Raw genomic sequence first — 26,256 nt, 5'->3', positions numbered from 1 at the left:
GCACCCGCCGATCATGAACGTCGTCCGCCGCAGCGCCGCGGTACTGGCCGCCACCACCGTCGTCCTGGGCGCAGCCGTCCCCGCCTTCGCCGCGTCCCCCTCGCCGTCCCTGCCCGACGGGCTGTACGGCACGTCCGACCCGAAGTACGACGGCGTCTGGCGCCAGTCGCTGGCCCTGCTCGCGCAGGACACCGTGGGGGTGAGGCCGGCGGCGAAGGCGGTGGACTGGCTGGCGGGACAGCAGTGTGCGAACGGGGCGTTCGCGCCGTACCGCGCGGACACGGCCAAGGCCTGTGACGCGAAGCTCATGGTGGACACGAACAGTACGGGCGCCGCCGTGCAGGCCCTCGCCGCGCTCGGCGAACACGAGAGCGTCACCGGCAGGGCGGTCTCCTGGCTGAAGTCCGTGCAGAACAAGGACGGGGGCTGGGGCTACGCCCCGGGCGGGGCGAGTGACGCGAACTCGACGTCCGTCGTCATCGGCGCGCTGACCGCCGTGGGCGAGAAGCCGGAGCAGGTCGTCAAGGACGGCAAGTCCCCTTACGACGCCCTGCTGAGGCTCGCCCTCCCCTGCGACGGGGACGGCTCGGGCGCCTTCGCCTTCCAGCCGGACAAGAAGGGCAAGCTGTCCGCCAACGCGGACGCGAGCGCGGCTGCGGTCGTGGGCGCACTCGGCAAGGGGCTGGCCGGGGACTCCCCGAAACCCACTGGCACCACTCCGACCTGCGAGAAGGCCACCGGCCGCGAGCAGGCGGCGCAGAACGGTGCCGCGTACCTCGTCAAGGCCCTGGCCAAGGACAAGCACCTGACCTCGGCGCTGCCCGGCGCCAAGCCCCAGCCCGACTACGGCAACACGGCCGACGCGGTCCTCGCCCTCGCCACCGCGGGCCACGGCGACAAGGCTGCCGACGCGATGCGCTGGCTGGAGACCAACTCCGGGGCATGGGCGAAGCAGGCCGGACCGGCCGCGTATGCGCAGCTGATCCTCGCGGCGCACGCGGAGACCTTCGACGTCCACGACTTCGGCGGCCAGGACCTGGTCAAGCTCCTCGACGCGACCGGCCCCGCGCCCGCCAAGCACCGGCACAAGGCAGCACACAGGGACGACTCCGGCGTCAGCGTCTGGTGGATGATCGGCGTCGGCCTCGTCGGCGGCATCGGCGTCGGCTTCCTGATCAGCGGCCGCAAGAAGAAGGCGCAGCCGTGATAGGCCGCTTCGTCCCGCTCCTGGCCGCGCTGTTCCTGACCCTGACCGGCAGCGGTCAGGCGCAGGCCGCCGGTTACCGCTACTGGTCCTTCTGGGAGTACGACGCCGGTCACTGGACGTACGCCACCCAGGGCCCCGCCACCGCCCGCCCCTCGGACGGCGCCGTCCAGGGCTTCCGCTTCTCGGTGAGCGAGGACTCGGGCGATGCGGCGAAGCCCCGCGGGCCGGTGTCGTTCCCGGTGATCTGCGCGCGGACGCCCGCACAGGAGGGCAAGAAGCGCGTGGCGCTGGTCCTCGACTTCGGTACGGCGGCCGACGCACCGTCCGGGGAGACTCCGCCGGCCCGTCGCACGGTCTGCGCACGGGTGCCCGCCGACGGCACGACGGCTGATGCGCTGGCGGCGGTGGCGAAGCCGCTGCGCTACGACACGAACGCCCTCCTGTGCGCCATCGCCGGATATCCGGAGAAGGGGTGCGGGGAGCAGGTCTCGGCGGGGAAGAAGCCGACGGCTGCCGAGAAGAAGGGAGAGAGGGGCGCGGGGCCTTCGGTCGGGCTGTTCGTGGGAGCAGCAGCCGTGGCCGCGCTGGGCACGGCAGCGGTATGGCAGACACGGCGCCGCAGGCATGCGTAGCCGCGCCGCCCACCCCGCACAGCTCCACCCCGGAGCCTGGTGGCTCTGGTCCCTGGGTCTGGGCACCGCAGCCACCCGCACCACCAACCCCCTCCTCCTCGCCCTCCTCATCGCGGCGTCCGCCTATGTCGTAGCCACCTGCCGCCCCCGAACCCCCGCTTCCCACTCCTACTCCGCCTTCCTCAAACTCGCCCTCGCCGTCCTCCTCATCCGCCTCGTCTTCGCGGTGGCGCTCGGCTCCCCCATCCCCGGCACCCATGTGATCGCCACCCTCCCCGAACTCCCGCTCCCCCACTGGGCGCAGGGCATCCGCCTGGGCGGCAGAGTCACCGCCGAGTCGCTCCTCTTCGCCCTCTACGACGGCCTGAAGCTGGCCACGCTCCTCATCTGCGTGGGCGCCGCGAACGCCCTCGCCAACCCGTCCCGTCTCCTCAAGTCCCTGCCGGGCGCCCTGTACGAGACCGGCGTCGCGGTGGTGGTCGCCCTCACCTTCGCCCCGAACCTCATCGCCGACGTCCAGCGGCTGCGCGCGGCCCGCCGTCTGCGCGGCCGCCCGGACAGCGGCATCCGCGGCCTGCTGCAGGTCGGACTCCCCGTCCTGGAGGGCGCGTTGGAGCGTTCGGTCGCCCTCGCCGCCGCGATGGACGCCCGCGGCTACGGACGCACCGCCGAGGTCCCGCCCGCCGTCCGCCGCACCACCGCCGCCCTCACCCTGGGTGGCCTCCTCGGCGTCTGCGCGGGCACGTACGGGCTGCTCACCGCCGAAGGCGGCACGTACGGCCTGCCCCTGTTGCTCGCCGGGGTCGCCGCGGCCCTGGCCGGTCTGCGGCTGGGCGGCCGGCGCAGCCTGCGCACCCGGTACCGGCCCGACCGCTGGGACCTCCGCGCCTGGCTGGTCACCGCCTCCGGCGCCGCGGTCGCCGCGCTGCTCACCCTGGCCGCCGACGCCGACCCGGCGGCCCTGCACCCCGGGGTCGTCCCGCTCGTCGCCCCCACCCTCCCCCTGTGGCCGGCGGCGGCCGTACTCCTCGCTCTCCTGCCCGCCCTCACCGCCCCGAAGGAGCCGTCGTGATCCGCTTCGAGGATGTCTCCGTGACGTACGAGGGGGCGGCCGAACCCACGGTCCGGGGTGTGGACTTCGAGGTCCCGGAAGGTGAACTCGTCCTCCTGGTCGGTCCGTCGGGAGTCGGGAAATCGACGATCCTCGGCGCGGTGAGCGGTCTCGTCCCGCACTTCACGGGCGGCACCCTGCGGGGGCGGGTCACGGTGGCGGGCCGCGACACCCGTACGCACAAGCCGCGCGAACTCGCCGACGTGGTGGGCACGGTGGGCCAGGACCCGCTGTCCCACTTCGTGACGGACACCGTCGAGGACGAACTCGCCTACGGAATGGAGTCGTTGGGCCTCGCGCCCGACGTGATGCGCCGCCGCGTCGAGGAGACCCTCGACCTCCTCGGCCTGGCCGACCTCCGCAACCGCCCCATCGCCACCCTCTCCGGCGGCCAGCAGCAACGCGTCGCCATCGGCTCGGTCCTCACCCCGCACCCCCAGGTCCTGGTCCTGGACGAACCGACTTCGGCCCTCGACCCGGCGGCGGCGGAAGAGGTCCTGGCGGTCCTCCAACGCCTCGTCCACGACCTGGGCACCACAGTCCTGATGGCAGAACACCGCCTGGAACGGGTCATCCAGTACGCGGATCAGGTCGCCCTGCTACCTGCTCCAGGAGCCCCCGTACAACTCGGCCCTCCGGCCGACATGATGGCCGTATCACCGGTATATCCGCCGGTGGTGGCCCTGGGCCGCCTGGCAGCTTGGTCCCCCCTCCCACTGACGGTGCGGGATGCACGCCGCCGGGCGGGAACGCTGCGCGACCAACTCGCGCCGCCTGCGGGCAGTCGTGCCGCTGGGGCGGCTCCCGGCCCAAAGAGAGGCGGCACCCCGCAAGCGCTGGCAAGCAAACCCACCCCCACAGCAACCGCCACCTGGCTGCGCCGACGTAAGAAGGCTCAGCCCGAACGAACTCCCAACCTTCCTGCGGAAGTCCACGCCCTATCCGTCCGCCGGGCAAACATCCAAGCCCTCCGCCACATAGACCTGACCCTCACCCCCGGCGAAACCCTCGCCCTCATGGGCCGCAACGGCGCCGGCAAATCCACCCTCCTCAACACCCTCGTAGGCCTGACCGAACCCACCACGGGTTCAGTGAGCGTCGGCGGCCTCACCCCCCACCGCACACCGCCCCCCACCCTCATCCGCCACGTAGGCCTCGTCCCCCAGGAACCCCGCGACCTCCTCTACGCCGACACGGTCGCAGCGGAGTGCACCGCAGCCGACCGCGACGCCCAAGCCACCCCCGGCACCTGCCGCACTCTCCTCTCGCAACTCCTCCCCGACATCGCCGAGGTCCCCGACGACACCCATCCCCGCGACCTCTCCGAGGGCCAGCGCCTCACCCTCGCCCTGGCCGTGGTCCTCACCGCCCGCCCACCCCTGCTCCTCCTCGACGAACCCACCCGCGGCCTGGACTACGCGGCGAAGGCCCGCCTCGTCACCCTGCTGCGCGACCTGGCAGCCGAAGGACACGCGATCGTCCTGGCCACGCACGACGTCGAACTGGCCGCCGAGCTCGCCCACCGAGTCGTCCTGCTCGCCGACGGCGAGGTGATCGCCGACGGACCGACGGCCGAGGTCGTCGTCTCGTCCCCGTCCTTCGCGCCGCAGGTCACCAAGATCCTCGCCCCGCAGCAGTGGCTGACGGTCGCGCAGGTAAGGGAGGCCCTGGGATGACACCGCAGGCCCGCCCCATCCGCCTCGGCCCACGCTCCCTCACCGCGCTCGGCCTCGTCAGCGCCGTGGGCGTGGCCGCCTTCGGCTGGCCCTTCCTCGCCCCGCCCGGCTCACAGCTCGGCGCCCACGCCCAGGACGCCCCCTGGCTCTTCGCGGGCCTGCTGGTGCTGCTGGTCGCCGTCGTGGCCGCGACCATCGCGGAGTCCGGGCTCGGCCCCAAGGCGGTCGCGATGCTCGGGGTGCTCGCGGCGACCGGCGCGGCCCTGCGTCCGCTCGGCGCGGGGACCGCGGGCATCGAGCCGATGTTCTTCCTGATGGTGCTGAGCGGACGTGTGCTCGGCCCGGGCTTCGGCTTCACCCTCGGCTCGCTCACCATGTTCGCGTCCGCGCTGCTCACGGGCGGGGTGGGACCGTGGATGCCGTTCCAGATGCTGGCGATGGGCTGGTTCACGATGGGGGCCGGGCTGCTCCCGGGGCCCGACCGTCTGCGCGGCCGTGGCGAGCTCGCCCTCCTCGCCGGCTACGGCTTCCTCGCCGCCTTCGCCTACGGCACGATCATGAACCTGGCCGGCTGGCCCTTCATGGGCGCGCTCGCCTCGGGCATCGCCTTCGACCCGCAGGCCGCCGTCCCCGCCAACCTGGTCCGTTTCCTCGCGTACTGCGCGGCCACCTCGCTGGGCTGGGACCTGGGCCGGGCGGTCGTCACTGTCGTCCTGACGCTCACGCTCGGCCCGGCCGTGCTCAGGGCACTACGCAGAGCCACCCGCCGGGCGGCGTTCGAGACCGCCGTCACTTTCGACCCCCGCTGACCGGTGAAGCACCCCACATGACCCACATCACTCACTATCCGCCCTAGTAGTACAAATCGGACGCCATGTTCACGCCATAACAGCCTCTGACCTGCACTTTGAGAGCCAGATCACACGAGCATCGCCTCACCCATATACGACCACAACTAGCAAATACGGTCATTGCGGACCCCCTCCGAGCCTGCTTCTCTGGATGACGTCGCACGGCGCCGATGTGCCCACAGGGCCACGGCGCCGACGCATGCCCCCCGGTTCCTCCGGGTCTCCCGGAACTCCGGGACTGCGTGCGACTCCCTGTCCCCGAAGGAAAAGGTTCCTCGTGTTCGTCTCCCGCATCGCCCGCCGCATCGCGTCCCCGAAGAAGGCCCTCGCCTCCGCCGCCGTGGCCGCCGCCACCGCCGGCATGGCGCTGACCGCGGCCCCCGCTCACGCCGCGACCGCCAACTCGGCCGCCAGTGCTCAGGCGATCGCGCACCAGATGATCCCGAACGCGGCGCAGTACAACGCCTTCAGCAAGATCGTCGAGCGTGAGAGTGGCTGGAACGTCACCGCCACCAACTCCTCCTCCGGCGCCTACGGCCTGGTCCAGGCCCTCCCGGGCTCGAAGATGGCCAGCGCCGGCTCGGACTGGAAGACCAACCCCAGGACCCAGATCAAGTGGGGCCTGGACTACATGAACTCCCGCTACGGCAGCCCGGCCGCCGCCTGGTCGTTCTGGCAGGCCCACAACTGGTACTGAGCCGCCCCACCCGGCTCAGCCCCGAGCCCGTACGCCGTCGAAGAACCGCACCACCTGCGGAGCCGACACGGCGAAGGAGCCGAAGTGGTCCACGGCTCCCTGATCGACCACCCGCACCCTCGTCGTTCCCTGACCGGCGAGGGTGCGGGCGCATGAGCGGGCGTTGCCGATGGGCACGTCGGTGTCGTTGGCACCGGCGTACAGCCGCACCGGCACGTCCGGCTTCCAGTCGCAGGTGTGGTCGGCGGCGCGCGTCGCCTCCAGCAGCCCGCCCGACAGGTGTCGCAGCCGCTCCTGGAAGGCGGGCGTGAGCAGGTCCTTCACCGTGGGGGCGAGGCCCTTGACGACGTCGTCCTCCTCGTGGTTTCCGTCGTAGAGGCCCTCGACGCGGCTCGCGTACGGGGCGCGGAAGACCTCCGCCGGGTCCTTGTAGATCGGGTGGAGGCGGTTCTGCGCGACCAGCCAGTACGAGATGTAGAGCACCCCGCTGGTGTCGTTGACCCGACCGTCGAACAGCGCGGGGAGTTCCTGGCCCTCCAGGTCGTACGGGCCGCTGATCGGCGCGATGGCCTTCAGCCGGAAGTTTCCGTCGGCGCCCTGCTCCAGCGCCTTGCCCAGCGCCATCGCGACCTGGCCGCCCTGTGAGAACCCGGTCGCGTAGACGTCACCGGTGAGCGGCCGGCCCAGGCGCTGCGCCGCCGTGCGGGCCGCGCGCAGCATGTCGACGGAGGCGGTGACGGAGGAGCGGGTGTCCATGTAGGGGTGCGGGCCCGGGCCCTCCCCCAGGCCCAGGTAGTCGGGGGCGGCCACCGCACGCCCGGCGCCCGCGTTCAGATACGAGGGGATGCGGCCGAAGTCCTCGCTCGCGGAGGGCGCGTAGCTGCGCTTGACCATCGTGCCGTGGGTGTCGGACACCAGGTCGAGCCGGTGGGCGCCACCCTTGGGGAGGGTCAGCAGACCGGTCGCGGTCGTCGGCCTGCCGTACGGGTCCACCGTCCGGTAGGTCAGCCGGTACGCCCGTACGCCGTATCGCACGGGGTCGGCGGCGACGCCCCTGTCGGTCACGAACTTCCTGACCTGCCCGGCGTCGTGGTCGGCGACCGGGGTGACGGCGACCAGGTCTCCGCGTCGCGTCCCGGGGTGCGTCTGCTCGGCGGCGGTGGCCACGGGCGCCGCCGCGAGCCCCGCGAGCAACAGGGCGGCCGCGGCGGCCAGAGCCCTCCGGGTCCGCCAACTGGCCGGTGTTTCATAGGATTTGCGCATCTGATCGGTCATGGCGTCGACGCTACGGACACGCGTCGGATGTCGGCATCCGAGTGGCCCCCGCGTCCGTGGTGGACTTGAGTGCACCCTGCCCGTCCAGCCACCCGGAGAGTTGATGAGCGTGAGCGAGAGCGAACCCGGGGCGCGCGGACTGCGCCTGGTGTTCGTGCTGTTGGGGCTGACCGTGGTCAGCGGGCTGATCGACGCCGTCAGTTATCTGGGGCTCGGGCACGTCTTCACGGCGAACATGACCGGCAACGTGGTGGTGCTGGGCTTCGCCGCCGCCGGAGCGCCCGGGTTCTCCGTACCGCACACCGCGACCTCGCTGGTCTGCTTCCTGCTCGGCGCGGTGGCCGGAGGGCGGGTCACGCGGCGGCTGGGCGACGGTCCGAAGCGCACCTGGGCGCGGCTCACGCTCGCCGCCGAGACGATGCTGGTGGGCGGGGCCGCCGCGGCCGCGTTCGCCGCCCCGCACGCCACCGCCACCCGTTACGCCGTGATCGGGCTCACGGCCGTCGCGATGGGGCTGCGCAACGCGACGGTCCGCAAGCTCGACGTCCCCGGCCTCGCCACGACGACCGTCCTGACGATGACGCTGACGGGTCTGGCCGCCGACTCCCGGGCCGGCGGCGGCTCGGGCCGCCGTTCGCCGCGCCGTTCGGCGGCGGTCGTCGCGATGGCCGCCGGTGCCTGCCTCGGCGCCTGGCTGGTGCTCCACCACGGTCTGGGCATTCCGCTGCTGGTCGCGGCGGTGACGGCGGGTGCGTTCGCGGTGGTGGCGTCGGGGCGGGAGTGACCCCGGCGCCCCCTTACCGCTTACGTGCCGCTGACTTGCCGCTCACTTGCCGAGGAAGGCCAGCAGCGCGGTGTTGACCTCCTCGGCGTGGGTCCACAGCAGGCCGTGCGGGGCACCCTCGATCTCCACGTACTCGGCGGAGGGCAGCAGGGCGCGGAAGGGCCGTCCGGTCGAGTCGATCGGCAGGATGCGGTCGCCGGTGCCGTGCAGGATCAGCGTCGGCACGTCGACCTTCGCCACGTCCGCGCGGAAGTCGGTGATCCAGGTCGGCACGCAGGCCACCGAGGCGTGCGCCGACGACCCGGCCGCCACGTTCCAGCTGTTGCGCACCGCCTCCTCGCTGATACGGCTGCCGAGCGTCTCGTCCAGGTTGTAGAAGTCCTGGTAGAACGCGGTGAAGTAGGCGTACCGGTCCTTGGTGACCGCGTCCAGGATGCCGTCGAAGACCTGCTGGTCGACGCCGGTGGGGTTGTCGTCGGTCTTGAGCAGGAAGGGCTCGAGCGACGCCAGGAAGGCGGCCTTCGCCACCCGGCCCGAACCGTAGGTGCCCAGGTAGCGGCCCACCTCGCCGGTGCCCATCGAGAAGCCGACCAGGACGGCGTCCGTCAGGTCCAGCGTGGTCAGCACCTTGTCCAGGTCGGCGGCGAAGGTGTCGTAGTCGTAGCCCGTGGTCGGCTGCGAGGAGCGGCCGAAGCCGCGCCGGTCGTAGGTGATGACCCGGTGGCCGGCCTCCAGCAGGGCGGGCACCTGCCGCTCCCAGGAGTGGCCGTCGAGCGGGTAGCCGTGGATGAGCACGACCGGCTGCCCGGTGCCGTGGTCCTCGTAGTAGAGCTCGATGGGCGCGCTGTTCTCCTGGCCGACGGTGATGTACGGCATGCGGTTCCCCTTCCATGGGCGGCACGTTGCCAACGGCCACCAGCACACCACCGGTGATGCATGGTCACCAGGCAGAAGCACAGGCGGAAGTACGGTCGGCCAAACGGTGTCCGGCATTCCGGCCCCCGGCCGGTGGATGCTTGTTCTAATTGCCGTGATGACCAGACATGATCCGGATGTTTCCCAGAGCGGTACGGCTTTCGGCGTCACGCTGCGCTCCCTGCGCCGGGCCGCCCGGCTGACCCTGGAAGGGCTGTCCGAGGCGTCCGGGGTGAGCGTCCGCGCGCTCGGCGACCTGGAGCGCGGCCGCAGCCGCGGACCGCAGCGCCGTACCGTCGACGCGCTCGCCGCCGCCCTCGAACTGGACGGCGGACAGCGCGAGCGCCTGCAGCGGCTGGCGGACGCCGGCCGCGGACGCGGCGGCCCGACCACACCGCCCTATCTCCTGCGCACCGTCGCCGACTTCACCGGCCGCGAGCGGGAACTGGCCGAACTGGAGGCACTCGCCACCACCGCCGCCTCCCGGGCCGCGGTGCTCTTCGGGCCGGGCGGACAGGGCAAGACGACGCTTGCCGCGGAGGCCGTGCGGCGGCTGGCCGGGCACTTCCCGGACGGCTGCGTCTGTGTGCGGCTGCACGGCATGAGCGAGGCACCGCTGCCCGCCACCGAGGCACTGGTCCTGGTGCTGACGGCGCTCGGGCACCCGCCCGACCGGATCCCGGTGGAACCGGCCGCCCGGGAGGCCGTCTACCGGGCCACCCTGGCCTCCCGCCGAGCGCTGATCGTCCTCGACGACGCGGCCGACGAGGAACGGACCAGACCGCTGCTGCCGGACACCGAGGGCAGCTTCGTGCTGGTCACCAGCAGACGGCCGCTGGCCGGACTGGAAGGCGTACGGCGCATCAGGCTCGGCGGACTCAGCGGCCGGGAGTCGGCGACGCTGCTGGAGCGCATCCTCGGCGCCCCGCGCACCGACGGCCAGTCCGAGGCGATCGCCCGGCTGACCGAACTGTGCGGGCATCTGCCGCTGGCCCTGCGGATCGTCGGCAACCGCCTCTCCAGCCGCCCCGGCTGGACCCCGTCCCGGCTGGCCGACCAACTCGGCGACGAGGAACGGCGGTTGAGCGGCCTGGTCGCGGGCGACCTCGCCGTGCGCAGCGCCCTCGCTCTCTCCTACGGCCAGCTCACCGGCCCCCACCGGATGCTGTTGCGCCGGCTCGCGCTGCTGCCCGGGCCCCACACCGGCCCCGGTCTCGCGGCCGTCCTGACCGGCGAGGACGCGTGGACGACCGAGGACTCCCTCGACGTCCTGGTCGACCGCGGCCTGCTGGAGGAGCCGGCGCCGGGCCGGTACGGCCTGCACGACCTGGTGCGCCTCTTCGCCCGTGAGCAACTCGACGAGGAGGAGACACAGTCGGTGGGCCTCCGCATGGCGGACTGGCTGCTGCGCTCGGCGTCCGCGGCGGGCCGCTGGTTCGAGGCGCCGGGTGCGCCTGAGCCGTGGCCCGGTGAGGTCCCGGCCTTCGCGCCCGCGTCGGCCGACGAGGCGGAGGCGTGGCTGACGGCCGAACGGCCCCACTGGGTCGGCGCGTTGCCCCTCATGTTCGAGGCGGGCCGGCACCGGGAGATCCTCCACACCTCACGCACCCTGTACTGGTTCTCCGACCGCTGGGACCAGTGGCCCGAGTGGCAGAGCCTGTTCTCGTACGGCGCCCGGAGCGCGGCGGCGCTCGGGGACCGGGCGGCCGAGGCCCACCAGTTCAACTGTCTCGCCTGGGCACACTCGTTCAGCTACCAGTACGAGCAGGCCGAGCAACTCGCCGAACGCGCCCTGGCGCTGGCGACCGAGGCCGGCGACGTCGGGCAGCAGGCCTGGGCGTGGGCCTACCTCACCGGGGCCCGCATGAGCCTGAAACGCCCCGCGGAGGCGGAGCAGGCGGCCGAGAACGCCGTACGGCTCTTCGAGGCCACCGGCGACACCACCGGGAAGGCGGTCGCCCAGCGCGCCCGCGGCAGCGCACTGCGCGAGGCCGGCCGCCCGGAGGAGGCCCTGGCCATCCACCGCGCCCTGCTCGGCGCCCGGGCCGGTGACGTGCCCGACCTCGACAACTACATGCGGGCCATCCTCCAGCACGAGACGGCCCTGGACCTGCTCGCCCTGCGCCGCTGGCCCGAAGCCGCCGAGGCCTACCGGGCCGTCACCGTCCCCGCCACCCACAAGGGCATCGACCACCTCCAGGCCCGCGTCCTCTCCGGCCTGGCCGCCGCCCTGGAACACGGCGGCGACCCGGCGGAGGCCCACACCCACTACACCCGGGCCCACGCCCTGTACACCGCGCTCGGCGACACGGCCTCCGCCGCGGAGACGGCGGCCGCGATCGAGCGGACCCGCCCGGCCGACACCACCCGTCACCCCAGGTCGACCGCCACCCGATGATCCGGCTGCGGTACGGAACGCCGGGAGAAGACGTCCAGCCCGTGCGCGAGGCCCTCTCCCTCCGCGCGCGCGGCGACCGCGGACATGTGCACCCCCTGACCGGCGTCGACGGCCACGCGGGCGGTCTCACCGCGGTTCATCGACGGCTCCCGCGCTGCTCCTGCGGTACGAGAGCGGGAAGTCCAGCTCCCAGTCGGCCGATGCGTCCGTCCGCTTCTCCCAGGCGCCGCGGATGGTGTCGCCGTCGTCACCGATCCGCCCGACGAACCGCTGCCGAAAGCTCAGCGGCGAGAAGTCGGGCGACTCGCGCAGCAGCTGCCAGACCTCGCCGTCGAAGGCCATGGCATACGTCCGTACGACTCCCCGCGAGTCGAAGTAGTGCTGCGTGTACCCGCCCGTCTCCGGGTCGACGGCGATGACCGACATGCTGTCCGGAACGGGACGGGGGGCCTCGGAGCGCTGGACCAGGAACTGCGCGTCCAGACTCCACTCGAACACACAGCGCCCGGGCGGCACCTCCAGCCCCGGGAACTCGGCCTCCACCACCCACTCCCCGACCAGGACGTCCAGCCGCTTCAGGGCTTCCTGCCGTGCCGTCGCGTCCATCGCGAACACCTCCTTCTCACAGAGGCAGACGGCGGCCGCGAGGGAAACTCATCGGTCCGCGAGACTCAGCGCCGCCGCGCACAGGCCCCTCTTCACCCCGTCCACGGTCCCACCACCTCATCTCACGCACTCGAACCACACCGTCTTGCCACCGCCGGCCGCCGGACCCACGCCCCATTTGTCGACCACGGCGTCGAGCAGCACGAGCCCGCGGCCGCCCTCCGCCTCCGGCGACAACTCGGCCGGAATGCACGGCAGTTGAGGACATCCGTCCGCCACCTCCACCCTGACTCCGGCCGCCGACCGCAACACCAGCAGCACACAGCGCCGACCCGGAACATGCCGTACGACATTGGCGACCAGCTCGGTCACGCCGAGCTCCACGGCGTCGGTCAGCTCTGTCAGCCCCCACTCGTCGAGCAGCGAGCGGACGATACGGCGGATGTGGCGGGCCGAGTGGGCGCCGACGGTGAGGCTCATGCGGTAGGTGGGGGGAATGAATTGATTCACAGGACGAGCTTGACCTTGCGCGACTACTCTGGGCTACGGTACGAGCACAACCAGTCCCGCAGTGGGCGGAGTTGTTGCACAAGCAGGGGGCCGTACACATGACCCAGATCAACACCCTCGACCCGGGCGCCTCGCCGCTCGATTACTACGGCTACGAGTTGCGTCGCTATCGCGATGCCGCAGGGCTGACGCAGCGGCAGCTCGGGGACATCGTCAACTACACGGGCTCGATGATCGGCCAGATCGAGACGGCGAGAAAACTGCCGACACAGGACTTCAGCGAGCGGGCGGACGCGGCGCTGGGGACGGGCGGGGCGTTGTCGCGGCTCGTCGAGCTGGTGATGCGGAGTCAACTGCCGGGTTGGTTCAGGCAGGTGGCCGAGCTTGAGGCGCGCGCGACAGAGATCTGCACCTTTCAGATGGGCATGATCCACGGTCTCCTGCAGACCCATGCGTACGCACGGGCCACCCTCGGCACGCTCGACCGGACCAACCTCGACGACCGCACCGCGGTACGGCTGGCACGCCAGCGCATCTTCGAGAAGAACGAGCCGCCGGTCTTCTGGATGGTCATCAGCGAGGCCGCGCTGTACCAGGAGATCGGCGGCCCCGAGACCATGCGCGACCAACTGGGCCATCTGTTGAGCTTCGAGGACAACCCTCGGATCAACGTCCAGGTGCTGCCGTTCTCGGCGGGAGCCCACGCGGGGCTGACAGGCTCGTTCAACCTCTACCGCTTCGCGAGCGATCCGACCATCGTCTACACCGAGGGGTACGGCAGCGGGCATCCGGCCGCGGATCCGACCAACGTCAAGGACTGTTCACTCCGTTACGATCATCTCCGGGCCGCCGCTCTATCCCTCAAGGACTCGGCGGAATTGATCCGGCGCGTGATGGAGGACCGCTATGGAGAGCAACTGGCGTAAGTCCAGCTACAGCAGCGACCAGGGCGGCGATTGCGTCGAAGTCGCCGAATCCCCCCGCGCCACCATCGCCATCCGCGACTCCAAGAACCCCGCCGGGCCGGTACTGACCCTCCGGCCCGACGCGTTCCGCCGTTTCGTCGCCTGGAGCGGCACTACGCCTGAGGTCTGACCGCACCCACTTACACCTACAGGCGCTGGATGATCGTCCCGGTCGCCAGCCCACCCCCCGCACACATGGTGATGAGCGCGAACTCCTTGTCCGTCCGCTCCAGTTCATGAAGCGCCGTGGTGATGAGCCGAGCGCCGGTGGCTCCCACCGGATGCCCTAGCGCGATCGCGCCGCCGTTGACGTTGACCTTCTCCAGGTCCTGCTCGAAGACCTGCGCCCAGCTCAACACCACCGACGCGAACGCCTCGTTGATCTCGACGACGTCGATGTCCCTCAGGGACATGCCCGCCTTGCCCAGCACCGCCCGCGTCGCGTCGATCGGTCCGTCGAGGTGGAAGTGCGGGTCGGCGCCCACCAGCGCCTGGGCCACGATCCGCGCCCGCGGCTTCAGCTTCAGCGCGCGGGCCATCCGCTTGGAGGCCCACATGATCGCCGCCGCGCCGTCGCTGATCTGCGAGGAGTTGCCCGCCGTGTGGATGGCCGTCGGCATGACCGGCTTCAGGCCCGCGAGCGCCTCCATGGTCGTGTCACGCAGGCCCTCGTCCCGGTCGACGAGCCGCCACATGCCCTGTCCGGCGCGCTGTTCCTGCTCCGTGGTCGGCACCTGGACCGCGAACGTCTCGCGCTTGAAGCGCTCCTCGGCCCAGGCCGCGGCGGCCCGCTCCTGCGAGATCAGGCCCAGTGAGTCGACGTTCTCGCGTGTCAGGCCGCGATGGCGCGCGATCCGCTCCGCCGCCTCGAACTGGTTCGGCAGATCCACGTTCCACTCGTCGGGAAACGGCTTTCCGGGGCCGTGCTTCGAACCCGAGCCCAGCGGCACCCGCGACATCGCCTCGACACCGCACGAGATGCCGACGTCGATCACGCCCGCGGCGACCATGTTGGCCACCATGTGCGAGGCCTGCTGCGAGGAGCCGCACTGGCAGTCGACCGTCGTCGCCGCCGTCTCGTAGGGCAGGCCCATGGTCAGCCAGGCTGTGCGCGCGGGGTTCATGGACTGCTCGCCGGCGTGCGTCACCGTGCCGCCGACGATCTGTTCGACCGCGTCGGCGGGCATGCCGGTGCGGCCGAGGAGTTCACGGTAGGTCTCGCCCAGGAGGTAGGCGGGGTGGAGGTTGGCGAGCGCGCCGCCGCGCTTGCCGATGGGGGTGCGTACGGCTTCGACGATCACGGGTTCCGCGGCCATGGTGGGGGATCCTCTCCTCCGGTACCCGCGCGGCGCGGGGGCGTCCCGGCCGGCCCCGCCACGCTGAACTAGTACGTGTTCTAGTTCTGGCAGCAGTCTGCTGACAGCGCCTCCACAACCGCAAGAGTCTTGCATGCAATACGGCCCCAATTCGGCTTGCCGCACCTCTTGCCTCTTGTAGAACCCGTTACTACCTTCACGGCAAACCTGAAACCTGATGGTCCGTCAGAATTTCGAGCCGGAGTCGCCCATGCCCTGTCCAGCCCTCCCCGACGGGTTCGACTTCACCGACCCCGACCTGCTGCACCACCGTGTGCCCCTGCCGGAGTTCGCCGAGCTGCGGCGGGCCGAACCGGTCCGCTGGATCCCGCAGTCGGGCAACATCGCCGGCTTCCAGGACGAGGGGTACTGGGCCGTCACCCGGCACGCGGACGTCAAGTACGTCTCCACCCACCCGGAGCTGTTCTCCTCGTACCTCAACACGGCGATCATCCGCTTCAACGAGCACATCGAACGCGACGCCATCGACGCCCAGCGGCTGATCCTGCTCAACATGGACCCGCCGGAACACACCCGGGTCCGCCAGATCGTGCAGCGCGTCTTCACCCCGCGTGCCATACGGGCGCTGGAGGACCGGCTGCGCGAGCGCGCCCACACCATCGCGCAGAGCGCCCGCGCACAGACCGGCTCCTTCGACTTCGTCACCGAGGTCGCCTGCGAACTGCCCCTGCAGGCGATCGCCGAGCTCATCGGCATCCCGCAGGACGACCGGGCCAAGATCTTCGACTGGTCCAACAAGATGATCTCGTACGACGACCCGGAGTACGCGATCACCGAGGAGGTCGGCGCCGAGTCGGCCACCGAGCTGATCGCCTACGCCATGAACATGGCCGCCGACCGGAAGCAGTGCCCGGCGAAGGACATCGTGACCACGCTCGTGGCTGCCGAGGACGAGGGCAACCTCAACTCCGACGAGTTCGGCTTCTTCGTACTGATGCTGGCCGTCGCGGGCAACGAGACGACCCGTAACGCCATCACCCACGGGATGCACGCGTTCCTGACCCATCCCGAGCAGTGGGAGCTGTACAAGCGGGAGCGCCCCGAGACGGCGGCCGAGGAGATCGTGCGCTGGGCGACCCCGGTCAACTCCTTCCAGCGGACGGCCACTCAGGACACCGAACTGGGCGGGAAGTCGATAAAGAAGGGGGATCGGGTCGGGATCTTCTACGCCTCCGCCAACCACGACCCGGAGGTCTTCACCGACCCCGACGCCTTCGACATCCTGCGCGACCCCAACCCCCATCTCGGGTTCGGCGGCGGAGGCCCGCACTACTGCCTGGGCAAGTCCCTGGCCGTCCTGGAGATCGACCTGATCTTCAACGCGATCGCCGACGCCCTGCCGGGCCTCACCCTGGCCGGCGACCCGTCCCGGCTGCGCTCGGCGTGGATCAACGGAGTGAAGCACCTTCAGGTCGAGGTCCGTTGACCGTGTCCGGCTGACAACGGTCTCGGGCCGGCGGCCTCCCGGCGCCGCCGGCCCGTCCCTGCCCGGGTGGCCGCCCGCGGACCCGACAGCAGGTACTGCAGCCCGAAGCCGGCCCCGACCACGGTGGCACCGCCGACCGCGTCCAGGAACCAGTGATTGCCGGTCGCGATGATCGAGAACAGCGTGAACAGCGGATGCAGCACCCCCGCGGGCTTCATCCACCACGGCGCCAGGATCACGATCACGATGCCGCACCACAGCGCCCACGCGAAGTGCAGGGACGGCATGGCCGCGTACTGGTTGGTGAACTCGGTCAGCGTGCCGTAGTTCGGCTTGGAGAAGTCCTGGACGCCGTGCACGGTGTCGATGAACCCGAGCCCCGGCATCAGGCGCGGCGGCGCCAGCGGGTACAGCCAGAAGCCGATCAGCCCGAACAGGGTGGCCAGGCCCAGCGCCGAGCGCGCCCAGCGGTAGCCCGCGGGGCGCCACACATAGAGCACGGCGAGGATGGCCAGCGGGACGGCGAAGTGGAACGACACGTAGTAGTAGTCGAGGAAACCGCGCAGCCAGCCGACCTTCACCACGGCGTGGTTGACCCGGTGCTCGAAGTCCACGGACAGCCACTGCTCGATCCGGTGGATCTGGTGCCCGTGGTGTTCCGCGGTGGCCCGGTCGGCGGTCACCCCGACCCGGATCTGCTGGTAGGCGGCGTAGGTGACGCGCGTCAGGAGGAGTTCGAGGAGCAGGTTCGGGCGGGTGAGGACCCGGCGCAGGAACGGGACGACGGGCACCTGCCGGAAGCGGGACGGGACCGGGGCGGCGTACTCGGTCGGGACCGGGGACCGGTAGTACGGCGAGGTGCGGGACAGGAACGGCACGAAGGTGGCCGCGGCGAGAGCGGCGACCAGCACCCTGTTGTCCTGCAGCGGGTACAGCGGCTCCAGGTGCGGCAGCAGCATGTCCGCCGGCAGCGTCATCACCAGGATGACGGCGACCGGCCACACATACCGGTCGGAGGCCCGCTTGCCGACCCGTCCGACCACCGCGAGCAGCACCCACAGCAGCTGGTGCTGCCAGGCGGTCGGCGACGCCGCGATCGCCGCGCAGCCGGTGACGGCGACCGCGAGGAGCAGTTGTCCGTCGCGCGCGTAGCGCACCGCGCGGCGCACCCCGAGTACGGCGACCGCCGTGCCCAGCGCGAAGAACAGGACGATCTCCACAGGGCCCGAGAGTCCGAGCCGCAGCAGCGCGCCGTGCAGGGACTGGTTGGCGAGGTCGTCGGCCCTGCCGCCGAGGCCGGCGCCGGCGATGTGGTGCACCCAGTAGGTCGACGAGTCGTGCGGCATCGCGGCCCACGCCAGCACCGTGCAGGCGGCGAACGTGAGCCCGGTGGAGGCCGCGGCGCGGCGGCGCCCGGTGAACCACAGCAGCGGGGCGAAGAGCAGCACGGTCGGCTGGAGGGCGGCCGCGAGCCCGATCAGCAGACCACCGGCGCGCTCGCCCCGGACGACGAAGCAGCCGAGCAGCACCAGCAGGACCGGGATGATGCTGGTCTGTCCGAGCCACAGCGTGTTGCGCACCGGCAGGGACAGCATCAGCAGGCTGATCGCGAGCGGCGCGGCGAGCAGGGAGGTCCGGCGGCTCGCCGGCTGCGGCAGCGCACGGGCCGCGATCAGGCCGAGCGCGACCACCAGCAGCAGTGTGCCGAAGGTCCAGCCCCAGCCGAGGGCCTGTTCGGCTGCCCGGGTGAGGGGCTTGAGGACCAGCCCGCCGAACGGTGTGCCGGTGAACCGCGTCGAGTCGTACAGCGATCCCTTCACATGCAGGACGCCGTGGGGGCCGACCCAGGTCTCCAGATCCGTCAGCCGTTCGGTCCTGGGGGTACTGCGGACGACGGCCACCTGGCGTACGGCGAGCACGGCCGCGACGAGCCACAGGCCGAGGCGGACCACATGCAGGCGTCTGGGAGCTCCATCGACGGCTGTCGCTTCGAAGGTTTCCGCCGGTCGCCCGCTGTGCTCCACGTTCACCTGATGCTTTCGCTCCATTTGTCGGGATGACCATAGTGCGCCCGATATGGGGTCGCCGCCGGAACCGCCACGGCCCCCGTACCGGGTGAAGCCCCGTCCACGGCGGCACGCAGACTTCGGGGAATGGCGGCGGACGGGTCAAAGCGAGGTCGGGCCCGCCGGCCGAGTCGGCCGCGGGCACCCCGTTCCAGCAGGCGATCCACGAGGACCGGCTGCGCACGCGCCTCCACCGATCAGCTGAACCCGGCCGCCATGATCTCCCTGACGGGGCAGCGGCCCGCGGCTATATTCATTAGGGCAGCTAGTTAGAAGCGCTAAACAGTCACACGGAAGGCACAGCGAATGAGCGAGTCGCAGCTCTGGGACGACGTGGACGAGTACTTCACCACCCACCTCTCACGGAACGACGAAGCGCTCGAAGCGGCCCTCCGCGACAGCGACGCCGCCGAGCTCCCGCAGATCGCGGTCACCCCGCTCCAGGGCAAGTTCCTGCAGCTCCTCGCCCAGATCCAGGGCGCCCGCAGCATCCTGGAGATCGGCACCCTCGGCGGCTACAGCACCATCTGGCTGGCCCGCGCGCTGCCCGAGGACGGCCGGCTGATCTCGCTCGAGTACAGCGCCAAGCACGCCGAGGTCGCCTGCCGCAACATCGCGCGGGCGGGTCTCGAGCGGATCGTCGAGGTGCGGGTCGGGCCCGCCCTGGAGTCGCTGCCCAAGCTGGCCGACGAGAACCCGCCCCCCTTCGACCTGGTCTTCATCGACGCCGACAAGGTCAACAACCCGCACTACGTGGAGTGGGCCCTCAGACTCACCAGCGCGGGCAGCCTGATCGTCGTGGACAACGTCGTACGCGGCGGCCGGGTCGCCGACGCGGACAGCAAGTCGCCCGACGTGCTGGGCAGCCGCGCCGCCGTCGAGCTGATCGGCTCGCACCCGCGGCTGAGCGGCACGGCGATCCAGACGGTGGGCGGCAAGGGCTACGACGGCTTGGCACTGGCGCGCGTGCTGGCGTAGCCCTCACGGCCCGGGCTATGGGGTCAGAACTCGTGGTAGAAGCCGACGTTGACGCTGCGCGGGGCGGTGCGGTCCTGGACGACGACCTCGCCGCTGCCGCCTCTGGGCAGCGCCACGGTCCCGCCGTAGGCGAGCGGCTGCGCGTACTCCCCGACGATCAGCCGGACCTCGGAGGACGGGTCGGGCTGTGAGCCGCGCAGCCAGGTCAGCTGCCAGGTCCCCTCGGGGCCGCACAGGAACTCCAGGTGGACCCGGGAGATGAACAGCCAGTCGTCGGGCGTCACAAGGCGGCACACGGAGGTGTCCCGGCCCACCCGCAGCACGGCGCCGGGCTCACTGGGTGCGTCGGCCATGAGCATGCCGGCCGTGGCCCCCTCTTCCGCCCCGGAGACGGTGGCCATGGTCAGTTCGAGCACGCGCTGCTCCTCTTGAAGTGTCCTAACACGGCGGCCGCATGATAAATCGCCCGGGCATGCCGCGTCCGGCACAATGGAGTCATGACCGAGCGAAAGCCACCGGGTGTGCCGTTCGAGTCCTGGGTCGACAAACAGATCCGTGATGCCGAAAGGCGCGGCGAGTTCGCCCAACTGCCCGGCGCGGGAAAGCCGTTGCCCGCCGGTACCGACACCTCGTACGACGAACTGTGGTGGATCAAGCAGAAGATGGCCCGCGAGGGCCTGTCCGTGCTGCCACCGACGCTCGCCCTGCGCAAGGAGGCCGAGGACGCGCTGGCGGCGGCGTATGCGGCGCCCTCGGAGCGGATCGCGCGGAAGCTCGTCACCGACGTCAACGTCAAGATCCGCGACATGATGTTCAAGCCGCCGCCCGGCCCCCCGCTCGGGATGAAGCCGTACGACGTCGAGGAGGTCGTACGGGAGTGGCGGGAGCGCCGGGCGACGGCGAGGGATGCGAGGGATGCGGAGAGGGGTACGGGTACTTCGGGTACTTCGGGTACTTCGAACGGGTCACCCGTGTAGGAGTCGCTCCGCCAGGTTGCGGTAGTCCCGCAGGGCCAGCCGGAGTTGTTCGGTGTCCTCGCCGTCCTGCCAGGACATGCGCAGGGTGCGGCGACGCCGGGTCAGGGCCTCGGTGAACCGCCCGGCGATCTCCTCGACCACATGGTCGGCCTCCTCGACGGAGTCCCGGGGGCCGTCCACGAACCCGGAGACCGCCTGGCGAAGACGGAGATCCAGCTTGTCGCACTCGTCCTGCGGGAGAAGACGGCCGCCGGTGGGCGCTGTGGTGCCGGGAGTTCCCGTGGGCGGACCGGAAGCGGTGCCCTCGCGGGCCTCACCCTGGCCTGCCTCCTCCGTCACCTCGTGCGGGGTGGGCGTCACCGTGGTGCGGTTCGTCCTGTCCTCGGCCTCGGCGCCTTCGGCCGCGGGGCCGGTCGTCGCGTCCGTCATGTCGCTCAACTCCCCTTCACATGACGTCGGTTGAGGGCCCAGGGCAGATGGCCGCGGCTCTCGTGCCGGTGGGCCTTGGTGCGGCCGGCGGTGGACGCCGGGGCCTTCTCGGTGCGGCGGGGCGGGGCGGTCAGGTCCTCGAAGAGGGCCCGGGCCTCGACCATCGCCTCGCGCATCTCCTCCGTGTCGACCCGGTCGACGTCCTGCCCGCTCACGCCCACGCGGGCGACACGGTGGACGTGCCGGTAGCCGTGGACGTGGTCGGCGTGGTGGACGGAGAGGGCGGCGAGCTGTTCCTCGTAGTGGCTGTCGTCGGGGAAGCCGCGGAGGGCGGCGAGCTCCGCGAGCAGCCGGTCCGCCTCGGTGACCGCTTCCCGCGGCGCGTCGACGAAGCGCTCCTGCGCGGCCGTCCAGCGGGCCGCGAACTCCTCGCGCCGTGCCGGGTCCAGCGGCTGCTCGCGCAGCGATCCGTGCCGCTGCACGCGCTCCGCGAGCTCACGCTCGGCTGCTTTGGTGTCTCCGTCGTGCCGGGCCAGCGTCCGGTCGTACTCGGGCCCGAAGCGCCGCTTCAGGTCCCGGCCGCCGTATCCGCCCCGGGCACGCGAAGTGAGGACGGCCGCGACAACGACCACGGCCGCCACGATCACGATCAGAGCAATGATCATGCCTGTGGACATGGGTGCCTTCCGGTGTGTCGGCCCCTCGGGCCGGTTCCTCGACCGGGTTGCCCACCAGCCACCCCTCAAACGGCGGACGAGGGCTCCCGGCGTCGCCGCATGCCAGGGGCAGGGATGCCCGCCGGAAACCGCGCGGGGCCCAGGGCCCCGGATTCATGCGAGCGGTGTGTCGATTCCGCGGGCCGCCGATCGACGCAGGGGTACAGAGGTACGCAGGCGCGCTGAGGAGGTTGTCATGGGTGAGGTCATCGCACGGCTGGCCATGTCGCTCGACGGGTACATCGCGGGGCCCGAGTCGGGGCGTGAGCACCCGCTCGGGATCGGCGGGGAGCGGCTGCACTCGTGGGTGTACGGGCTGCGGACGTTCCGGCAGATGCAGGGGATGCGGGGCGGGGAGACCGGACCGGACGACGATCTGATCGCCGAGCATGTCATCCGGCCCGGCGCGGTCGTGATGGGGCACGGCATGTACATCACCGGCGAGGACCCGTGGGGTGAGGAGCCGCCCTTCCACGCGCCGGTGTACGTCGTCACCCACCACGCCCGCGAGGCGCTGGTGAAGAAGGGCGGCACCACCTTCCACTTCGTCACCGAGGGCCCGGAGCGGGCGCTGGAGCTGGCCAGGGAAGCGGCCGGGGACAAGGACGTGTCGCTGGCGGGCGGCGCGGACCTGGTGCAGCAGTTCATCCGCGCGGGATGGCTGGACGAGCTCCTCCTGCACATCGTGCCGGTCCTCGCCTGCGGGGGCCGCCGGCTCTTCGACGACCTGGGCGACCAGCACATCGAGTGGGAGAAGACCCAGGTCCTGGACTCGCCGGGGGTCACCCATATTCGGTTGCGTGCCCCGCACACCGTCCCCGCACAATGACCGGATGACCTGGACGATCGCCCCGGAACCCGTCGACTCCCCCGCGGCCGCCGCCCTTTGGCGGGCGTACTACACGGAGGTCAGCGACCGCTACTACCTCCTGCACGAGGGGCGGCGGACCGATCCGGCCGAGCTGGAGCGGGAGATCGCGGCCAACTCCGGTGCCGAACTCGCCCCGCCGACAGGGCGCTTGCTGGTCGCACGCCACGGCGGCGAGCCCGCCGGGTCCGCGGGCGTACGGCTGCTGGACGCCACGACCGCCGAGCTCACCCGGGTCTTCGTGTACGAGGCGATGCGCGGCAAGGGCGGGGCCGCGCTCCTCGTGGGCGCCGCCGAGGAGGCCGCCCGAGACCTCGGCGCCGACGAGTTGATCCTCGACACCCGAAGCGACCTCACCGAGGCCCGCGCCCTGTACGCACGGCTCGGCTACACGGAGACCGGGCCGCACAACGACGACATGTACGCCGAGCACTGGTTCCGCAAGAGCCTCAACTGACCTTCGCCGCCGACTCCTTGTGCGGCTGCTCCTGGTCCGAGCCGCACATCTCGTCGTTCAACTCCTTGACCAGCCGGTTCAGGTCGGTCGGCCGGTCCGGGCCCCACCAGTCGCCGAGCAGCTCCGCGAGCGACTCCTCACGGGCCTGCGCGAGCCTCTCGGCCACCACCAGGCCCTGGTCGGTGAGGACCATGTCGAGGCCCTCCCGGATGGCGAGGCGCCGCTCCTCGACCTGCCGGGCCGCATCCATGACGACCTGGAGCGGCACCGTGCTGCGCTCGGCGAGCACGGCCGGTTCCGCCCACCCGTGCTTCTTGATGCGCAGCAGCAGCCAGCTCGCCGCGGGCAGCAGGTCGTAGCCCGCCCGTTCGGTGATCTTCGCGTAGACCTCGCGCCGGCCCTCCCGCGTGCCCAGCAGCGACAGCGCGCGGCACACCTCGTCGTACGAGGACCGCTGGACGGGATTGCTGGCCAGGGTCTCCGTGACGTCGGGCGCCGTGACGGAGCCGCGCAGCTTGTCCTCCTTGAGGAACCAGGCCAGCACGAAGCCGAGGAGGGCGACGGGGGCGGCGTACAGGAAGACGTCGGTGATGGACGCCGCGTAGGCGTGCAGGGCGGGCCCGCGCAGGGCGGGTGGCAGGGTGCCGATGCCGCGCGGGTCGGACTTGAGGGCGTCCGCGGAGACACCGGCGGGGAGCCGGACGCCGCGGAAGGCGTCCGTCAGCTTGTCGCCGAGGCGGCTCGCGAAGACCGTGCCGAAGATCGCCACACCGAAGGAGGCCCCGATCGAGCGGAAGAAGGTCGCGCCCGAGGTGGCGACGCCGAGATCCTCGTACGAGACGGCGTTCTGCACGATGAGGACCAGCACCTGCATGACCAGGCCGAGTCCGAGGCCGAAGACGAAGAAGTAGACGCTCATCTCGGCCGTGGAGCTGTGCTCGTCGAGCCGGTGGAGGAGCAGCAGGCCGAGGGTGGTGACGCCCGTGCCCGCGATCGGGAAGACCTTCCAGCGCCCGGTGCGGCTGACGATCTGGCCGGACGTGGTGGACGACAGCAGCATGCCGAACACCATCGGCAGCATGTGCACACCGGACATGGTCGGCGTCACGCCCTGGACGACCTGGAGGAAGGTCGGCAGATAGGTCATCGCGCCGAACATGGCGAAGCCGACGATGAAGCTGATGACCGCGGACAGGGCGAAGGTGCGGATGCGGAACAGCTTGAGCGGCAGGACGGGTTCGGCGGCCCTCCGCTCCACGGCCACGAACACGACGGCCAGTGCGACGCCCAGCAGGATCAGCCCGGCGATCTGCGTCGAACCCCAGCCCCAGGTGGTGCCGCCCAGGGAGGCGACCAGGATCAGACAGGTGGCGACCGCGGCGATGAGGAAGGTGCCGAGGTAGTCGATGACGTGCCGCGCGGTCCGTCGCGGGATGCGCAGGGCGGTCGCGATCACGGCGAGGGCGACGACGCCGACGGGAAGGTTGACGTAGAAGACCCAGCGCCAGCTGAGGTGTTCGGTGAACAGCCCGCCGAGCAGCGGCCCCAGTACGCTCGTCGCACCGAAGACGGCCCCGAACAGGCCCTGGTAGCGGCCGCGTTCACGCGGCGGGACGACATCCCCGACGATCGCCATCGACAGCACCATCAACCCGCCGCCGCCCAGGCCCTGCACCGCCCGGAACGCGATCAGCTGGGGCATGTTCTGCGCCATTCCGCAGAGTGCGGAACCGATGAGGAACATCACGATCGCGGTCTGGAACAGCCGCTTCCGCCCGTACTGGTCACCGAGCTTGCCCCACAGCGGGGTCGCGGCGGTCGACGCCAGCAGATACGCGGTGACCACCCAGGACAGATGCTCGAGGCCGCCGAGGTCGCTGACGATGGTGGGCAGCGCGGTCGACACGATGGTCTGGTCGAGGGCGGCGAGCAGCATCCCGAGGAGCAGGGCGCCGATCGACACGAGTACGTTGCCGGACACGTGCTCCTGGGCGGCGCTGCCCCGCTGCGGGGGCTTCGCGGATGCCTGTGCGTCTCGCACATCGCCCGTCATACCGTGCGCATCCCCGGCCATGAAGACCTCCAGCGGCTCTCGTTACACGTCCATGGTGATCGGTGTGACCGGTTATGGCCTGTTGAGTCCTGTTGGAACCCGATATTCCGGGGGCTGCGGGCGCGCCGTGAAGATGATCTGGATAACCTCTGAAGTTCGCGAGGGGAGCGTGAAGGGAGGGACGAACGCGTGACAGACCCGACAGGTCACCAGTGCCCGGAGTGCGGAGCGCCCAGAGGGGCGGACAACACACCGTCCTGCGGCTGCACTCAACGGGCGTCCGACGCCCTGCGCGCGGCCCGTACGGCCGAACAGGCCGCCGCGGAGGACTTCGACCCGCTGCGGATACGGCCGTATGTCGAGCTGGAGGGCGCGGAAAGCGAGCCCGTGGCACCTCCTCCGGCACCTGCGGTCGAGGCGACCATGCCGTTACGAGCGGTGGGCGCCGAGCCGCCGGGCGCCGGCGATCTGCGCCTGTTCGAGGGCGCGGGCACGGAGGGCGCCGAGGAGCCGTACGACGAGGACGACGCGACGGGCAGGGGGCGCCGCAGACGCCGCATCGTGCTGCTCGGTGTCGGCGGGGCGGTCGTCGCGGTGATGACGGCGGCCGGTATGGCGAGCGGGCTGTTCTCGTACGAGGCGCCGACGCGGGACACCGCGCTGCCCGACGACGTACGGGCGAGCGTGCCGGACGTGTCGCCGAGCTCGGAGTCCGCGTCGCCGTCGAAGAACGCCACGTCGGTACGGCCCGCACCGCCGGCACCGGTGCGCAGTGCGAGCCCGTCGCTCTCGCCGTCCCCGTCGGCGACGAGCGCCTCGCCGAGCCCGTCCCGCTCGGCGGAGCCGGCCCGGACCCCGCAGTCGGCCACGGCAAGCGCCAGCATCGGAGCGAGCGACAGCCGCCCGTCGGCACCGCCCGTCCTGCGCCGCGGCTCCGAGGGCCCCGAGGTCGTCGAACTCGAGCTGCGCCTGACCCAGCTCGGGCTCTACACGGGAGAGCCGGGCGGCCACTACGACGAGGGCGTCGAGGACGCGGTCAGCCGATACCAGTGGGCGCGGGGGATCACAGAGGACGAGCTGGGGGTCTACGGGGCGGCGACGCGGGCGCGGCTGGAGTCGGAGACGACACAGCCGTGACGCTGCGAAGGCACCCGGCGGTGGGGCCACCGGGGGCTGCCGCCCCCAGACCCCCGCTGTCGGCCTGAACGGCCTCGTCCTCAAACGCCGGACGGGCTGAAAACACCACAGCCTGCGGGCTGCCACTAGGCCGCCGTAGCCTGCGG

Annotated in this window: 27 protein-coding genes; 16 read left to right on the top strand and 11 right to left on the bottom strand. The window is 71.5% G+C overall.

Annotated features, from left to right (window positions below; all coding sequences use genetic code 11):
* The first annotated feature begins 13 nt into the window (after positions 1–13).
* From ACFY1U_RS01975 to ACFY1U_RS01950, 6 genes are all read left to right on the top strand, one after another.
* Entirely contained in the window at positions 14–1,207 is a 1,194-nt protein-coding gene (locus tag ACFY1U_RS01975; protein WP_390692199.1) for a prenyltransferase/squalene oxidase repeat-containing protein, read from the top strand.
* Positions 1,204–1,839: an SCO2322 family protein gene (locus ACFY1U_RS01970; protein WP_390692198.1), complete on the top strand. Its 636-nt coding sequence runs from the start codon at positions 1,204–1,206 to the stop codon at positions 1,837–1,839. Before ACFY1U_RS01975 ends, ACFY1U_RS01970 begins: the two co-directional genes overlap by 4 nt.
* Complete coding sequence (locus ACFY1U_RS01965; RefSeq protein ID WP_390692197.1) at positions 1,832–2,911, top strand: energy-coupling factor transporter transmembrane component T; 1,080 nt, start codon at positions 1,832–1,834, stop codon at positions 2,909–2,911. Before ACFY1U_RS01970 ends, ACFY1U_RS01965 begins: the two co-directional genes overlap by 8 nt.
* A complete protein-coding gene (locus tag ACFY1U_RS01960) occupies positions 2,908–4,626 on the top strand; it encodes an ABC transporter ATP-binding protein (protein ID WP_390692196.1) in 1,719 nt (572 codons plus the stop codon). The genes ACFY1U_RS01965 and ACFY1U_RS01960 overlap by 4 nt, the downstream gene beginning before the upstream one ends.
* Positions 4,623–5,435: an ECF transporter S component gene (locus ACFY1U_RS01955; RefSeq protein ID WP_390692195.1), complete on the top strand. Its 813-nt coding sequence runs from the start codon at positions 4,623–4,625 to the stop codon at positions 5,433–5,435. The genes ACFY1U_RS01960 and ACFY1U_RS01955 overlap by 4 nt, the downstream gene beginning before the upstream one ends.
* Positions 5,436–5,754: 319 nt before the next feature.
* Positions 5,755–6,174, top strand: a complete 420-nt coding sequence (locus tag ACFY1U_RS01950) for a transglycosylase SLT domain-containing protein (RefSeq protein ID WP_365839917.1) — start codon at positions 5,755–5,757, stop codon at positions 6,172–6,174.
* A 15-nt stretch (positions 6,175–6,189) separates the two neighbouring features.
* On the opposite strand, the gene ACFY1U_RS01945 is transcribed toward ACFY1U_RS01950, so the two are convergent.
* Positions 6,190–7,449 carry an alpha/beta hydrolase gene (locus ACFY1U_RS01945; RefSeq protein WP_390692194.1) on the bottom strand — a complete coding sequence of 420 codons (1,260 nt, stop codon included), beginning with the start codon at positions 7,447–7,449 and terminating at the stop codon, positions 6,190–6,192.
* Positions 7,450–7,552: 103 nt separating this feature from the next.
* Between ACFY1U_RS01945 and ACFY1U_RS01940 the strand changes: the two genes are divergently transcribed.
* Positions 7,553–8,233, top strand: coding sequence for a YoaK family protein (locus tag ACFY1U_RS01940; RefSeq protein ID WP_390692193.1), 681 nt, complete (start codon positions 7,553–7,555; stop codon positions 8,231–8,233).
* A 42-nt stretch (positions 8,234–8,275) separates the two neighbouring features.
* Here ACFY1U_RS01940 and ACFY1U_RS01935 read toward each other — a convergent pair whose 3' ends face one another.
* Entirely contained in the window at positions 8,276–9,109 is an 834-nt protein-coding gene (locus tag ACFY1U_RS01935; protein ID WP_390692192.1) for an alpha/beta fold hydrolase, read from the bottom strand.
* 157 nt (positions 9,110–9,266) lie between these two features.
* Between ACFY1U_RS01935 and ACFY1U_RS01930 the strand changes: the two genes are divergently transcribed.
* Entirely contained in the window at positions 9,267–11,546 is a 2,280-nt protein-coding gene (locus ACFY1U_RS01930) for an ATP-binding protein (protein ID WP_390692191.1), read from the top strand.
* On the opposite strand, the gene ACFY1U_RS01925 is transcribed toward ACFY1U_RS01930, so the two are convergent.
* The 3 genes from ACFY1U_RS01925 to ACFY1U_RS01915 all read right to left on the bottom strand — a co-directional run bounded on the left by ACFY1U_RS01925 (position 11,519) and on the right by ACFY1U_RS01915 (position 12,662).
* Positions 11,519–11,686 carry a hypothetical protein gene (locus tag ACFY1U_RS01925; RefSeq protein ID WP_390692190.1) on the bottom strand — a complete coding sequence of 56 codons (168 nt, stop codon included), beginning with the start codon at positions 11,684–11,686 and terminating at the stop codon, positions 11,519–11,521. The two genes, ACFY1U_RS01930 and ACFY1U_RS01925, sit on opposite strands and share 28 nt — an antisense overlap.
* On the bottom strand, positions 11,673–12,152 hold the full coding sequence (locus tag ACFY1U_RS01920; RefSeq protein WP_390692189.1) for a hypothetical protein: 480 nt from the start codon (positions 12,150–12,152) through the stop codon (positions 11,673–11,675). Before ACFY1U_RS01920 ends, ACFY1U_RS01925 begins: the two co-directional genes overlap by 14 nt.
* A gap of 117 nt (positions 12,153–12,269) precedes the next feature.
* Positions 12,270–12,662, bottom strand: coding sequence for an ATP-binding protein (locus ACFY1U_RS01915; RefSeq protein WP_390692188.1), 393 nt, complete (start codon positions 12,660–12,662; stop codon positions 12,270–12,272).
* A gap of 98 nt (positions 12,663–12,760) precedes the next feature.
* Between ACFY1U_RS01915 and ACFY1U_RS01910 the strand changes: the two genes are divergently transcribed.
* Both ACFY1U_RS01910 and ACFY1U_RS01905 read left to right on the top strand, forming a co-directional pair.
* Positions 12,761–13,588, top strand: coding sequence for a helix-turn-helix transcriptional regulator (locus tag ACFY1U_RS01910; RefSeq protein ID WP_390692187.1), 828 nt, complete (start codon positions 12,761–12,763; stop codon positions 13,586–13,588).
* Positions 13,569–13,757, top strand: a complete 189-nt coding sequence (locus tag ACFY1U_RS01905; RefSeq protein ID WP_390692186.1) for a DUF397 domain-containing protein — start codon at positions 13,569–13,571, stop codon at positions 13,755–13,757. Before ACFY1U_RS01910 ends, ACFY1U_RS01905 begins: the two co-directional genes overlap by 20 nt.
* Positions 13,758–13,773: 16 nt before the next feature.
* Here the strand turns inward: ACFY1U_RS01905 and ACFY1U_RS01900 are convergent, their stop codons facing one another.
* A complete protein-coding gene (locus ACFY1U_RS01900) occupies positions 13,774–14,943 on the bottom strand; it encodes a steroid 3-ketoacyl-CoA thiolase (RefSeq protein ID WP_390692185.1) in 1,170 nt (389 codons plus the stop codon).
* A 250-nt stretch (positions 14,944–15,193) separates the two neighbouring features.
* Between ACFY1U_RS01900 and ACFY1U_RS01895 the strand changes: the two genes are divergently transcribed.
* Positions 15,194–16,429 (top strand): cytochrome P450, encoded by a 1,236-nt coding sequence (locus ACFY1U_RS01895; protein WP_390692184.1) that lies wholly within the window; start codon positions 15,194–15,196, stop codon positions 16,427–16,429.
* On the opposite strand, the gene ACFY1U_RS01890 is transcribed toward ACFY1U_RS01895, so the two are convergent.
* Complete coding sequence (locus ACFY1U_RS01890; protein ID WP_390692183.1) at positions 16,411–18,477, bottom strand: bifunctional glycosyltransferase 87/phosphatase PAP2 family protein; 2,067 nt, start codon at positions 18,475–18,477, stop codon at positions 16,411–16,413. The genes ACFY1U_RS01895 and ACFY1U_RS01890 overlap by 19 nt on opposite strands.
* Before the next feature lie 324 nt (positions 18,478–18,801).
* On the opposite strand from ACFY1U_RS01890, the gene ACFY1U_RS01885 reads away from it, so the two are divergent.
* Entirely contained in the window at positions 18,802–19,473 is a 672-nt protein-coding gene (locus tag ACFY1U_RS01885) for an O-methyltransferase (RefSeq protein ID WP_390692182.1), read from the top strand.
* Between the two features lie 23 nt (positions 19,474–19,496).
* Here the strand turns inward: ACFY1U_RS01885 and ACFY1U_RS01880 are convergent, their stop codons facing one another.
* Entirely contained in the window at positions 19,497–19,889 is a 393-nt protein-coding gene (locus tag ACFY1U_RS01880) for a hypothetical protein (RefSeq protein ID WP_390692181.1), read from the bottom strand.
* Positions 19,890–19,970: 81 nt separating this feature from the next.
* Here ACFY1U_RS01880 and ACFY1U_RS01875 point away from each other — a divergent pair, with 81 nt between their 5' ends.
* Positions 19,971–20,450: a DUF1992 domain-containing protein gene (locus tag ACFY1U_RS01875; RefSeq protein WP_390692180.1), complete on the top strand. Its 480-nt coding sequence runs from the start codon at positions 19,971–19,973 to the stop codon at positions 20,448–20,450.
* Here the strand turns inward: ACFY1U_RS01875 and ACFY1U_RS01870 are convergent.
* Positions 20,439–20,879 carry a hypothetical protein gene (locus ACFY1U_RS01870; RefSeq protein ID WP_390692179.1) on the bottom strand — a complete coding sequence of 147 codons (441 nt, stop codon included), beginning with the start codon at positions 20,877–20,879 and terminating at the stop codon, positions 20,439–20,441. The genes ACFY1U_RS01875 and ACFY1U_RS01870 overlap by 12 nt on opposite strands.
* A 5-nt stretch (positions 20,880–20,884) precedes the next feature.
* Positions 20,885–21,556 (bottom strand): hypothetical protein, encoded by a 672-nt coding sequence (locus ACFY1U_RS01865; protein ID WP_390692178.1) that lies wholly within the window; start codon positions 21,554–21,556, stop codon positions 20,885–20,887.
* 235 nt (positions 21,557–21,791) lie between these two features.
* Between ACFY1U_RS01865 and ACFY1U_RS01860 the strand changes: the two genes are divergently transcribed.
* Complete coding sequence (locus ACFY1U_RS01860) at positions 21,792–22,424, top strand: dihydrofolate reductase family protein (RefSeq protein WP_390692177.1); 633 nt, start codon at positions 21,792–21,794, stop codon at positions 22,422–22,424.
* A gap of 4 nt (positions 22,425–22,428) precedes the next feature.
* Entirely contained in the window at positions 22,429–22,920 is a 492-nt protein-coding gene (locus ACFY1U_RS01855; RefSeq protein WP_390692176.1) for a GNAT family N-acetyltransferase, read from the top strand.
* On the opposite strand, the gene ACFY1U_RS01850 is transcribed toward ACFY1U_RS01855, so the two are convergent.
* On the bottom strand, positions 22,913–24,994 hold the full coding sequence (locus ACFY1U_RS01850) for an MDR family MFS transporter (protein ID WP_390692175.1): 2,082 nt from the start codon (positions 24,992–24,994) through the stop codon (positions 22,913–22,915). The genes ACFY1U_RS01855 and ACFY1U_RS01850 overlap by 8 nt on opposite strands.
* A gap of 168 nt (positions 24,995–25,162) precedes the next feature.
* Here ACFY1U_RS01850 and ACFY1U_RS01845 point away from each other — a divergent pair, with 168 nt between their 5' ends.
* Entirely contained in the window at positions 25,163–26,110 is a 948-nt protein-coding gene (locus ACFY1U_RS01845; protein ID WP_390692174.1) for a peptidoglycan-binding domain-containing protein, read from the top strand.
* Positions 26,111–26,256 lie beyond the last annotated feature (146 nt).

This window comes from Streptomyces sp. NPDC001351 (genome assembly GCF_042896045.1).
Taxonomy (GTDB): Bacteria; Actinomycetota; Actinomycetes; order Streptomycetales; family Streptomycetaceae; genus Streptomyces.
The sequence above is the reverse complement of the archived record's forward strand: the minus strand, read 5'-3'. Positions and strand labels throughout refer to the sequence as shown.

Excerpts from the sequence above, each read along its gene's own strand:
- ACFY1U_RS01895 (WP_390692184.1), top strand. The coding sequence starts at position 15,194 with ATGCCCTGTCCAGCCCTCCCCGACGGGTTCGACTTCACCGACCCCGAC.
- ACFY1U_RS01855 (WP_390692176.1), top strand. The coding sequence starts at position 22,429 with ATGACCTGGACGATCGCCCCGGAACCCGTCGACTCCCCCGCGGCCGCC.
- ACFY1U_RS01905 (WP_390692186.1), top strand. The coding sequence starts at position 13,569 with ATGGAGAGCAACTGGCGTAAGTCCAGCTACAGCAGCGACCAGGGCGGC.
- ACFY1U_RS01860 (WP_390692177.1), top strand. The coding sequence starts at position 21,792 with ATGGGTGAGGTCATCGCACGGCTGGCCATGTCGCTCGACGGGTACATC.
- ACFY1U_RS01935 (WP_390692192.1), bottom strand. The coding sequence starts at position 9,109 with ATGCCGTACATCACCGTCGGCCAGGAGAACAGCGCGCCCATCGAGCTC.
- ACFY1U_RS01975 (WP_390692199.1), top strand. The coding sequence starts at position 14 with ATGAACGTCGTCCGCCGCAGCGCCGCGGTACTGGCCGCCACCACCGTC.
- ACFY1U_RS01955 (WP_390692195.1), top strand. The coding sequence starts at position 4,623 with ATGACACCGCAGGCCCGCCCCATCCGCCTCGGCCCACGCTCCCTCACC.
- ACFY1U_RS01850 (WP_390692175.1), bottom strand. The coding sequence starts at position 24,994 with ATGGCCGGGGATGCGCACGGTATGACGGGCGATGTGCGAGACGCACAG.
- ACFY1U_RS01910 (WP_390692187.1), top strand. The coding sequence starts at position 12,761 with ATGACCCAGATCAACACCCTCGACCCGGGCGCCTCGCCGCTCGATTAC.
- ACFY1U_RS01900 (WP_390692185.1), bottom strand. The coding sequence starts at position 14,943 with ATGGCCGCGGAACCCGTGATCGTCGAAGCCGTACGCACCCCCATCGGC.
- ACFY1U_RS01890 (WP_390692183.1), bottom strand. The coding sequence starts at position 18,477 with ATGGAGCGAAAGCATCAGGTGAACGTGGAGCACAGCGGGCGACCGGCG.
- ACFY1U_RS01940 (WP_390692193.1), top strand. The coding sequence starts at position 7,553 with ATGAGCGTGAGCGAGAGCGAACCCGGGGCGCGCGGACTGCGCCTGGTG.
- ACFY1U_RS01925 (WP_390692190.1), bottom strand. The coding sequence starts at position 11,686 with ATGAACCGCGGTGAGACCGCCCGCGTGGCCGTCGACGCCGGTCAGGGG.
- ACFY1U_RS01965 (WP_390692197.1), top strand. The coding sequence starts at position 1,832 with ATGCGTAGCCGCGCCGCCCACCCCGCACAGCTCCACCCCGGAGCCTGG.
- ACFY1U_RS01945 (WP_390692194.1), bottom strand. The coding sequence starts at position 7,449 with ATGACCGATCAGATGCGCAAATCCTATGAAACACCGGCCAGTTGGCGG.
- ACFY1U_RS01865 (WP_390692178.1), bottom strand. The coding sequence starts at position 21,556 with ATGTCCACAGGCATGATCATTGCTCTGATCGTGATCGTGGCGGCCGTG.
- ACFY1U_RS01885 (WP_390692182.1), top strand. The coding sequence starts at position 18,802 with ATGAGCGAGTCGCAGCTCTGGGACGACGTGGACGAGTACTTCACCACC.
- ACFY1U_RS01870 (WP_390692179.1), bottom strand. The coding sequence starts at position 20,879 with ATGACGGACGCGACGACCGGCCCCGCGGCCGAAGGCGCCGAGGCCGAG.
- ACFY1U_RS01875 (WP_390692180.1), top strand. The coding sequence starts at position 19,971 with ATGACCGAGCGAAAGCCACCGGGTGTGCCGTTCGAGTCCTGGGTCGAC.
- ACFY1U_RS01920 (WP_390692189.1), bottom strand. The coding sequence starts at position 12,152 with ATGGACGCGACGGCACGGCAGGAAGCCCTGAAGCGGCTGGACGTCCTG.
- ACFY1U_RS01930 (WP_390692191.1), top strand. The coding sequence starts at position 9,267 with ATGACCAGACATGATCCGGATGTTTCCCAGAGCGGTACGGCTTTCGGC.